Annotated in this window: 7 protein-coding genes; 6 read left to right on the plus strand and 1 reads right to left on the minus strand. The window is 47.5% G+C overall.

Annotated elements, in window-relative coordinates; translation table 11 throughout:
• Positions 1-68: 68 nt before the first annotated feature.
• The 6 genes from leuD (at position 69) to BGO59_RS08400 (ending at position 6,308) form a co-directional block, all read left to right on the plus strand.
• On the plus strand, positions 69-665 hold the full coding sequence (gene leuD, locus BGO59_RS08375; RefSeq protein ID WP_293683112.1) for a 3-isopropylmalate dehydratase small subunit: 597 nt from the start codon (positions 69-71) through the stop codon (positions 663-665).
• Positions 666-794: 129 nt separating this feature from the next.
• The gene (locus tag BGO59_RS08380) at positions 795-2,315 is read left to right on the plus strand and encodes an alpha-isopropylmalate synthase regulatory domain-containing protein (protein WP_293683114.1); all 1,521 of its coding nucleotides are present in this window, start codon (positions 795-797) and stop codon (positions 2,313-2,315) included.
• 111 nt (positions 2,316-2,426) lie between these two features.
• Complete coding sequence (locus BGO59_RS08385) at positions 2,427-3,119, plus strand: class I SAM-dependent methyltransferase (RefSeq protein ID WP_293683116.1); 693 nt, start codon at positions 2,427-2,429, stop codon at positions 3,117-3,119.
• 138 nt (positions 3,120-3,257) lie between these two features.
• A complete protein-coding gene (gene leuB, locus BGO59_RS08390; protein ID WP_293683118.1) occupies positions 3,258-4,334 on the plus strand; it encodes a 3-isopropylmalate dehydrogenase in 1,077 nt (358 codons plus the stop codon).
• Positions 4,335-4,595: 261 nt separating this feature from the next.
• Complete coding sequence (locus BGO59_RS08395) at positions 4,596-5,735, plus strand: 2-isopropylmalate synthase (protein ID WP_293683120.1); 1,140 nt, start codon at positions 4,596-4,598, stop codon at positions 5,733-5,735.
• Between the two features lie 111 nt (positions 5,736-5,846).
• On the plus strand, positions 5,847-6,308 hold the full coding sequence (locus BGO59_RS08400) for a hypothetical protein (protein ID WP_293683122.1): 462 nt from the start codon (positions 5,847-5,849) through the stop codon (positions 6,306-6,308).
• Between the two features lie 36 nt (positions 6,309-6,344).
• Here the strand turns inward: BGO59_RS08400 and BGO59_RS08405 are convergent.
• Positions 6,345-6,714, minus strand: a 370-nt coding sequence (locus tag BGO59_RS08405) for a transposase (RefSeq protein ID WP_293683124.1), incomplete at its 5' end; no start/stop codon positions are given.

The raw sequence follows: 6,714 nt of genomic DNA on the forward strand, positions 1-6,714 counted from the left end.
GTCTTTGGCCTAAGACCTGTTCATTTATTACTCATCCATTTTGCATTATACATTATCCATTCAATAAAATGGCTTACGACAAATTCACTATACTCCGCAGTACGGCCGTTCCAATGCCGATTGAGAACGTCGATACGGATCAGATCATACCAGCTCGCTTCCTGAAAGCTACCGAGCGTAAAGGGTTCGGCGATAACCTCTTCCGCGATTGGCGGTACAATAACGACGATACGCCTAAACCCGATTTTGTACTGAATAACCCTACCTATTCCGGTAAAATCCTGGTAGGTGGCAAAAACTTCGGTAGTGGTTCGAGCCGCGAACACGCTGCCTGGGCCATTTACGATTACGGTTTCCGTTGTGTGGTATCGAGCTTCTTTGCCGACATTTTCAAAAACAACTGCCTGAACATCGGTATATTACCCGTTACGGTCAGCCCCGAATTTGCCGACAAGATCTTTGCCGCTATCGAAGCCGATCCGAAAACCGAGCTGGAAGTTAATCTGCCCGAACAAACCATCACGCTGCTATCGACCGGCGAAAGCGAAAGCTTTGCGATCAACGGTTACAAAAAGCACAACCTCACCAACGGCTACGACGACATCGACTACCTGCTTTCGATGAAGTCCGAAATCGAAACCTTCGCCGAAACGAGACCTTTTTAAAGAGCGAAAGAGTGAAAGAGCGAAAGGGTGGTGTTAAGAGAGACCTCTTCCCATATAAGCCACTCTTTCACTCTTTCACTCTTTCGCTCTTTCGCTCTTTCGCTCTTTCGCTCTTTCGCTCTTTAAAATATGAAACGTCGTTATATTGAAATCATGGACACGACACTGCGCGATGGTGAACAAACCAGCGGGGTGTCGTTTTCTGCGTCCGAAAAATTGGCTTTAGCTCAGTCGCTGTTGACGGAGGTTAAAGTTGACCGCGTTGAAGTAGCCTCGGCACGGGTATCAGCCGGGGAATTAGAAGCCGTCCAGCAGATTACCCGATGGGCGGCTGGAGCCGGATTGCTCGATAAGGTCGAAGTGCTGACGTTTGTTGATGGGCAAGCCTCCCTCGACTGGATGCGTGCTTCGGGTGCCAGGGTGATGAATCTGCTTACCAAAGGGTCGATGAATCACCTTACTCACCAGCTTAAGAAAACGCCTATTGAGCACTTCAACGATATTCAGCAAGTTATCGATCAGGCTCGGCAGTCGGGTCTGGAAGTGAATGTATACCTGGAAGACTGGAGTAATGGCATGCGAAACTCGCCCGACTATGTACTTCAGTACCTGGATTTTCTGCAAACGCAGCCCATTCGGCGTATTTTGCTGCCCGACACACTGGGCGTATTGACCCCTGCCGAAACGTTCACGTTTATCAGTCAGCTTGTCAATCGCTATCCAGCACTTCATTTCGATTTCCACGCCCATAACGACTACGACCTTAGCATTGCCAACGTGATGGAAGCGATTCGGGCGGGAGCGCATGGCCTACACCTGACCGTAAATGGATTGGGCGAACGCGCTGGAAATGCCCCCATGGCAAGCGCCATTGCGGTTTTGCGCGATTTCATGCCTGATGTTCGAACGGGTGTGGTCGAAAAATCGCTGTATCAGGTTAGCAAGATCGTTGAAACGTTTTCAGGACTTCGGATTCCCGACAATAAGCCTGTAGTTGGCGATAATGTGTTTACCCAGACCGCCGGTATCCATGCCGACGGCGACAAAAAAAATAACCTGTATTTCAATACCTTACTCCCCGAACGCTTTGGCCGCAAACGAAGCTACGCCCTCGGAAAAACATCGGGGAAAGCAAATATTGAGAATAACCTCCGTGAGTTAGGTATCCAATTGTCGGAGAGCGATTTGAAGAAAGTAACCCAGCGGGTTATCGAACTGGGCGATTTGAAAGAGGTCGTTACACGCGAAGACTTGCCGTATGTTATTTCTGACGTACTGAACACCAACGCCATTGCCTCACGGGTCGAAATCCTCAACTACGTACTAACGCATTCGAAAGACCTGAAACCATCGGCCACGCTACGTGTGCGGATTGAAGAAGAACAGTTCGAAGAAAACGCTCAGGGTGATGGACAATATGATGCCTTTATGAACGCCCTGAAGAAGATTTACAGCAAAAAGAAGCTTGTGCTTCCTTCCCTTACCGACTATGCCGTTCGGATTCCAATGGGTGGGCGTACCGATGCACTCTGCGAAACCATTATAACCTGGAAGCTTAAAAATCGTGAATTCAAAACACGTGGCCTCGATTCCGACCAAACGGTATCGGCCATTAAAGCCACGCAAAAAATGCTGAATACCCTGGACTAAAGCTGACCGTCAGATAAGGGCAACGTCCAACATGGCATTATTGCCAATTCGTTTAATAAATTCGTGTTTTGGCACTGAACACAAACTGTTATCACGTTTCATTCGTCCTTTATGAGTCAGGCAAAACAGACAGCAGAAAAAGTAGAGTATAATGGGTCAGACAATCTGGCCATCATGAGTCATGCTGTCAATTACAACAGTGGGCTGTATAAGTGGGTGGCCCGCGACATTCGTCCCGGTGAAGCAGTCCTGGATTTTGGGGCCGGCAATGGCGAATACGCCAACCGTTTTCCGATTGGCAGTGTCGATGCGGCCGAAATCGACCCCGACCTGTTGCCGCTAATCAAACAACCCGTTTACACCGATATTCGCCAGCTTCCTAAAAAATACGACCTGATCTATACCATCAATGTGCTCGAACATATTGAGCATCATGGCGACATGGTCAAGGAGTTATACGATATACTAAAACCCGGTGGCCGCATTAAGGTCTTCGTACCGGCTCGTCAGGAAATTTTCAGCAATATGGACGAGCACGTTGGCCATTACCGTCGTTACGATAAAAAGCTGGTTCGCCAGATTCTCGAAGAGGCCGGTTTCCGCGTCACCGATTGCCGCTACTACGACTTCGCCGGTTATTTTATCTCACTGTTGTACAAGTGGCTGGGCAAAGATGGCCGCATCACGAAGGAGTCAGTTGTTTTATATGATCGCGTCATTTTCCCCGTAAGTCGCTTATTCGACAAACTAACTGTTGGCCAAATTATCGGTAAAAACGTCATTGCCGAGGCTGTGCGGCCTTAATATTCCATTTCGAAATCAGTTAACACCCCAAACCAGTACGTTCACAGTTAATTTATACCCGTTAAAAGAGTATTGTGAAAAGCACCGATATACCGCGAGCTAGCTCTTTCACGCCTTCGCTCTTTCATTCTTTAATCAATGAAAAAACACATCCTTGTAGTCCCCGGTGATGGCATTGGGGCCGAAGTAACCACCGTTGGTAAGCAGGTTCTGGAAACGATTGCTCAAAAATTTGGGCACGAATTCACTTACGATGAAGCGTTGATCGGCCACGTTGCTATTGAAGCCACCGGCTCTCCGCTACCCGACGAAACCTTAACCAAAATGAAGGCCGCTGATGCCGTTCTGTTTGGTGCCGTAGGCCATCCTAAATACGATAACGATCCATCCGCCAAAGTTCGGCCTGAACAGGGATTGCTCAACATGCGTAAAGAGTTAGGGCTCTATGCAAATCTACGCCCTATCAAACTGTTCGACGAACTGCTGGACGCATCAAGCATTAAGCCCGAAATCCTGCGGGGAGCCGATATTCTGTTCTTTCGGGAATTAACAGGGGACGTTTATTTCGGAAAACGCGAACGACTTGATGATGGGAATACGGCCTACGATACCATGATCTACAGCAAGTACGAAGTGGAGCGCATTGTTCGGAAAGCCTTCGAAGCCGCTCGCACCCGCAGCAAAAAGCTGTGCTCGGTCGATAAAGCCAATGTGCTCGAAAGCAGTCGTCTATGGCGTGAAGTTGTACAGGCCCTTGCTCCCGAATACCCAGATGTAACGGTTGAGCACCAGTTTATCGATGCGGCTGCCATGCTGCTTATCAAAGATCCCAAGCGGTTCGATGTAGTCGTTACAGGGAATTTGTTTGGCGACATATTGACCGATGAAGCCAGTCAGATAGCTGGTTCGATGGGTATGCTAGCTTCGGCTTCGGTTGGTGATCTGACGGGCGTTTATGAGCCTATTCACGGATCGGCCCACGATATTACGGGTAAAGGTGTAGCTAACCCCCTGGCATCGATTCTTTCGGCAGCGTTATTATTAGATATATCGTTTGGCCTGAAAGATGAAGCTCAGGCCATTATTAATGCCGTAGATGCCGTACTAAAAGCGGGTTATCGCACACGCGACATTGCCAATAACGACACACCAGCAGACAAAATCCTGGGAACTGACGCTATGGGTGAGCAAATTCTGCAACAGTTAACGGCCTAAAAACGAGCCTTATCCGATTCATTAAAATTTTTGCCTAGAGTCTTGCAGAAATTTTAAAAAGGGCTATTTTTGTAGCGTATTTACGCAATCAGCGAAATTTCGCAAACTAAAAATGGCTATGTTCTCTACCAACCGACTGCAAAACCTAATCGTTTTCTAAGAGCGGAGAGAAGGATATATTTTACAAAAAAGCCCTTCCTCCGCAGGAACGGGCTTTTTTTATCGTTAACGAGTCAATACTAATTCAATCAATATCGGACTATGAGCCAACGAGTTTATATTTTCGACACCACCCTGCGCGATGGCGAACAAGTGCCAGGTTGCCAGTTGACCACTGAAGAAAAAATCGTAGTTGCCAAAGAACTAGAACGGCTCGGTGTCGATATTATCGAAGCTGGTTTTCCGATTTCCAGCCCTGGCGACTTTCGGTCGGTTGTCGAGATTTCAAAAGCCGTAACAGAACCTACCATCTGTGCATTGAGCCGAGCTGTTAAAGGCGATATCGACGCGGCTGGGGAAGCTCTTAAATGGGCAAAACGAGGCCGAATTCACACAGGTATTGGCTCATCAGACATTCATATCCGAAATAAATTCAACAGCACCCGAGAGAAAATTCTGGAGCAAGCCGTAGCGGCTGTCAAGCACGCCAAAAGCTACGTGGAAGATGTTGAATTTTACGCCGAAGATGCAGGCCGGGCAGATCTCGCTTTCCTTGCACAATTAACCGAGGCTGTTATTGGCGCGGGAGCAACAGTTGTCAATATACCTGATACAACAGGTTATTGCCTACCTGACGAGTACGGAAAGAAAATCGCCTATATCTATGAGCACGTTTCTAACGTGCATCAGGCTACCATTTCCATTCACTGTCATAACGATTTAGGACTGGCAACGGCTAATACATTGGCTGGCGTAATGAATGGTGCTCGTCAGGTAGAGGTCACCATCAACGGGATTGGTGAGCGGGCTGGTAATACCTCCCTCGAAGAAGTGGTTATGGCTATAAAGGTCAAGAAAGAGCTTGGTTTATATACTAATATTGATTCAACCCGGCTTTATCCGGTCAGTAACCTTGTATCGCAAATGATGCGAATGCCTGTTCAGGCTAATAAAGCTATTGTTGGCCGGAATGCGTTTGCTCATTCATCAGGCATCCACCAGGATGGTTTCCTGAAACATTCCGAGAATTACGAGATCATGAACCCACAGGATGTGGGAGTACCTAAGTCATCGATTGTTCTGACAGCCCGTTCGGGCCGACACGCTTTGAAGCATCGCCTTGAATTACTTGGCTTCCGATATGATAAACCCACACTCGATGGTATTTACACCCGCTTCCTGGATATGGCCGATATTCGCAAGGAAGTCAATGATAAAGATCTTATGGAATTAGTCCGCTAAAAAGAAAGCCCGTTGTTGAACGGGCTTTCTTTTTAGTAAGAACAAAATGATAAAAATAGCTGTTTCGCCAACAAAGAACATTAGTCCATTAACCTACTAATCAGTCTTACTATGGCTCGTCCAACGCCTGAACTTATTAATGCACTTCGCAAAACAGCGAACAACCTTAAAAATGGGGCACCTTACCAATGGGGTCATATGGGCGGTTGTAACTGCGGAAACCTCGCTCAGGAACTAACCAAACTAACCAAAGACCAAATCCATAGATACGCCATGCAACGATATGGTGACTGGAATGAGCAGGTCGAGGATTATTGTTCAACCAGTCAAATGCCTATTGATCTTCTTATCAGCGAGATGCTGGGTGCGGGTCTCACACTCGAAGATTTAAAGCATTTGGAGCGCCTGGATGACCGACAGATTCTAGCTCAGCTCCCCCCTGAAAAGCGTTATTTAAAACACAACGTGCGGGATGACGTCGTTTCGTACATGAACGCCTGGGCAGACGTCCTTGAAGAGCAAATACTGGCCAAAATAACTTTGCCTGCAATGCAGCAAATCGAGTTTGCCTAACAGGGATCAAAGTTAAAAGTTGTGGAGCAGCTTAGATTAAGCATATAACTGAGTCAGGCGGTAGAGGAAGAATTCTACGTTCCGTACCCCTCTGAACTGACTGCGAAACGCTTTGATCTTGGCATTGAAAGACTCGGCCGAAGCATTGGTGTTGCGATTGTCAAAGTAGTTGAGAATGGTTTCATAGTGGTTTTGGATTGACCGTGACACCGTGTTGAAGGCCTTGAAACCGGCTTGACGTACTTTTTCGTGCCATTTAGCCAGGCGCGCTAAGCCGTAAAGTTTGTCAGTCGTCTTCTCAAAGATATGACTCAGACCCTGACTCAATTCATAGGCTGTCTTCAAATCAGGATACCGCTCAAACAGCAGATCGGCCCGCTCTTGCTGGCTGGACGTCCAGTCAGTG

Origin of the sequence: Spirosoma sp. 48-14, from assembly GCF_001898575.1 — a bacterium.
Taxonomy (GTDB): Bacteria; Bacteroidota; Bacteroidia; order Cytophagales; family Spirosomataceae; genus Spirosoma.

Coding starts and splice junctions, on each gene's coding strand:
- leuD (WP_293683112.1), top strand. CDS start 69: ATGGCTTACGACAAATTCACTATACTCCGCAGTACGGCCGTTCCAATG.
- BGO59_RS08380 (WP_293683114.1), top strand. CDS start 795: ATGAAACGTCGTTATATTGAAATCATGGACACGACACTGCGCGATGGT.
- BGO59_RS08385 (WP_293683116.1), top strand. CDS start 2,427: ATGAGTCAGGCAAAACAGACAGCAGAAAAAGTAGAGTATAATGGGTCA.
- leuB (WP_293683118.1), top strand. CDS start 3,258: ATGAAAAAACACATCCTTGTAGTCCCCGGTGATGGCATTGGGGCCGAA.
- BGO59_RS08395 (WP_293683120.1), top strand. CDS start 4,596: ATGAGCCAACGAGTTTATATTTTCGACACCACCCTGCGCGATGGCGAA.
- BGO59_RS08400 (WP_293683122.1), top strand. CDS start 5,847: ATGGCTCGTCCAACGCCTGAACTTATTAATGCACTTCGCAAAACAGCG.